Genomic DNA, 3290 nt, shown 5'->3' on the forward strand with positions numbered 1-3290 from the left:
AAATTCACCCTTCCAAAATCCATTCCCTTATGTTCTTGCGCACGATTCCGTTTTCGTTTGAGGGCGGAAGCTCATCCATTGTAAGAATGAGTTTTGGAAAGTTGTCGCCTAGTGACAGAAGTGATTTGAGCGGGCGGAGTTCTCTTTCCTTTGTTTCTTCCGATCCGATTAGGTATGTGACCTGAACGTAGAGCTTTTCGCCGTTTTTTTCCGCAGCAAAGTCAATCTCCGCATCTCCGATTTTTCCGATAAAGACCTTGTAGCCGCGCCGCAGAAGCTCGATGAACACGATGTTTTCAAGAAAAGTTTCAGGTATAGTGGAAAGTTTTAGACAGAAGGAAAGAGGTGAAGCGTGCAGTTTTAAATCCTATCACACAAATCTTATGTTTTTGCGGATAGTTATTTTAGGTCTTAAAAAATGTCTATTTCGCCTTGTTTTAGGTCTTAAAAAGTGTTATGTTTATGACGTGGAAAGATTCATACTGAATGATTTGAAGAACTGGAAAGAAAACTCAAGCAGAAAACCGCTTGTTCTTATGGGAGCCCGGCAGGTTGGAAAAACTTGGGTTATGAAGGAATTCGGCAACCGGTTTTACAAAAAAACGGCTTATATTTCCTTCTATAATAATTCCGCAATGAAAAATCTTTTTGAATCTGATTATGATATAAAGCGGATTTTGCCGGCATTAAGCATAGAGGCGGGCTTTCAGATTACCCCTTCAGACACATTGATTATTTTTGATGAAATTCAAAATGCGCCAAAAGCATTTGAGTCATTGAAATATTTTTGTGAAGAAGCTAACGAGTACCATATTATCGCGGCTGGCTCGCTTTTAGGAGTTGCCCTTCATCGGGGAGTTTCGTACCCTGTCGGAAAAGTTGATTTAATGCATCTTCATCCGCTTAGTTTTAGAGAATATTTGTATGCGGTGGAAGAAAAGCCTCTGAGCGACGCCTTGCTTTCCAGGGATTTTGCCTTAATCGACAACTTTGCGGAAAAATACATTTATCATCTTAAAAATTATTATTTTGTTGGCGGAATGCCTGAGGTTGTGGAATCTTTCAGAAAGGACTCTGATTATATAAAGGCCAGGCAGATTCAAAAGACGATTCTTGCCCAGTATAAAGGCGACTTTGGAAAGCATATTGACTCGCGCGAAATTCCAAAAGTCAATCTTGTCTGGGATTCTGTTCCAATGCAGCTGGCAAAGGAAAACAGGAAATTCTTTTTTGGAAAAATAAAGCATGGTGCCCGCAGCGCAGATTTTGAAAACGCAATCCAGTGGCTCTGTGATTCAGGACTTGTTCATAAAGTGAACCGGGTTAATGAGCCTCACATTCCGCTTTCAGCATACAAGGATTTCTCCGCATACAAACTTTTTGTTCTGGACGTGGGACTTTTGTCCGCCATGAGCGAAGTTCCTGCAAAGGCGATTATCAATGGAAACACTCTTTTTGTTGAATTTAAAGGCGCGCTTGCGGAGCAGTTTGTTTTACAGGAATTGATTGCTGAAACAGATTTTACTCCGTATTATTACGGAAGCGAAAGCGCGACTTTTGAGCAGGATTTTTTGATACAAAAGGGAATGGACATTATTCCCATTGAAGTAAAAGCCGAGACAAATGTCCGCTCCCAAAGCCTTAAAGCGTTTTACGATAAATATAAGCCCGCCCGTTCGGTCAGATTTTCGCTGTTGCCGTATAAAAATCAGGGTTGGATGACGAATATTCCGCTTTATGCAGTCTGCGCGGCGTTTATTTAAGTGCATTCCATCCGCCTTTTTTCCAATAAAGCCAGATGGAATAAAGCTCAGCCACAAGCGTCAAGTGTTTTTTGATTCCGCATATTTTTTTCTTGCTTTTCCGCCGTATGCGTAGAAAGTATCGACGATTTAAAAAGGTGTAATTTTTGCTTGTTGATAATTTTAAAATGGTGTATTCTTTAAGAGAAATTAAAGTCAAAAAGGTGTAAATATGTATCGAAAGGCGTATAAAACTCTCTTAAAATGGAAGGATGAAGAAAAAGGGAAATGCACCATTATGATTGAAGGCGCTCACCGTGTTGGAAAAAGCTTTCTTGCGCAGGAATTTGCAGAAAATGAGTATGAATCGTATATCCTCATAGATTTTTTTTCTGCTCCTGATGAAATCAAAGAACTGTTTGAAAAATATCTTTCTGATTTAGACACTCTTTTTATGCGCCTTTCTGCCTATTATTCCGTAAAACTGCACGAACGCGACACGCTCTTTATTTTTGATGAGGTTCAGTTTTTCCCACGCGCCAGAGCCGCGATTAAATATCTTGTTGCCGACGGACGCTATGATTTTATAGAAACAGGCTCTCTTCTTTCCATCAGAAAAAATACACAGGACATTTTAATTCCATCGGAAGAACATCATATACAGTTGAACCCCATGGATTTCGAGGAGTTTCTGCTTGCTTTAGGAAACGACACCTTGATTCCTGTTGTAAAAAATTGCTTTGAAAAGAAAATTCCTATGGGGCAGGCTTTGCATAGAAAGGCTATGGATTTATTCAGGCTTTATCTTATAGTAGGCGGAATGCCGCAAGCTGTAAAAGAATATTGTGAATCAAAAAATTTTGAAAAGGTAGATATGATAAAGCGGGAAATTCTGGAGCTGTATCGTAACGATATTCAAAAGCACGCAAAAGGCTCGGAATTAAAAGCGGAATCTATTTTTGATGAAATTCCTTCTCAGCTTTCTAAGCACGAAAAAAAATTTAAGCTGGCTTCCCTAAAAAAAGATGCAAAAATGCGCAATTATGATGACGCGTTTATGTGGCTTAAAGATTCTAGAATCGTAAACATTTGCTACAATGCTGATGAGCCTAATGTCGCATTAAAAATGAATATGAGCCGCACCACATTAAAATGCTACATGGCAGATACTGGACTTTTAATCAGCCATGCGTTTGACGAAAACGGTCTTGTTGCTGAAGAGATTTATAAAAAACTGCTTTTTGGAAAGCTTGAAGTAAACGAAGGAATGATTTTTGAAAACATTGTTTCCCAAATGCTTACAGCAAGCGGACACAAACTCTACTTTTATTCAAAGTCTGACAATGAAGATTCAGCTTCTCGCATGGAAATTGATTTTCTTATTACGAAAAATAAAGTTACTTCGCGTCACAACATTCAGGGAATCGAAGTAAAATCCTCAAAGCGTTATACAATTTCCTCGCTTAACAAGTTCAGGAAAAAATTCGCAGAATATACCGATAAATGTTTTGTCATTCACACCTCGGATTTTAAGGAAGAAAACGGCAT

3 protein-coding genes are annotated in these 3290 nt (G+C 38.9%); 2 read left to right on the forward strand and 1 reads right to left on the reverse strand.

Annotated elements, in window-relative coordinates:
* Positions 1-4: 4 nt before the first annotated feature.
* Positions 5-289 (reverse strand): hypothetical protein, encoded by a 285-nt coding sequence (locus B4N75_RS00525; RefSeq protein WP_296706300.1) that lies wholly within the window; start codon positions 287-289, stop codon positions 5-7.
* 202 nt (positions 290-491) lie between these two features.
* On the opposite strand from B4N75_RS00525, the gene B4N75_RS00530 reads away from it, so the two are divergent.
* Both B4N75_RS00530 and B4N75_RS00535 read left to right on the forward strand, forming a co-directional pair.
* The gene (locus tag B4N75_RS00530; RefSeq protein WP_296706301.1) at positions 492-1763 is read left to right on the forward strand and encodes an ATP-binding protein; all 1272 of its coding nucleotides are present in this window, start codon (positions 492-494) and stop codon (positions 1761-1763) included.
* A 211-nt stretch (positions 1764-1974) separates the two neighbouring features.
* Positions 1975-3290 (forward strand): ATP-binding protein (locus B4N75_RS00535; RefSeq protein WP_296706303.1); only part of this gene is annotated, 1316 nt, incomplete at its 3' end.

It is taken from the genome of Treponema sp. UBA7570 (genome assembly GCA_002477955.1).
GTDB lineage: Bacteria > Spirochaetota > Spirochaetia > Treponematales > Treponemataceae > Treponema_D.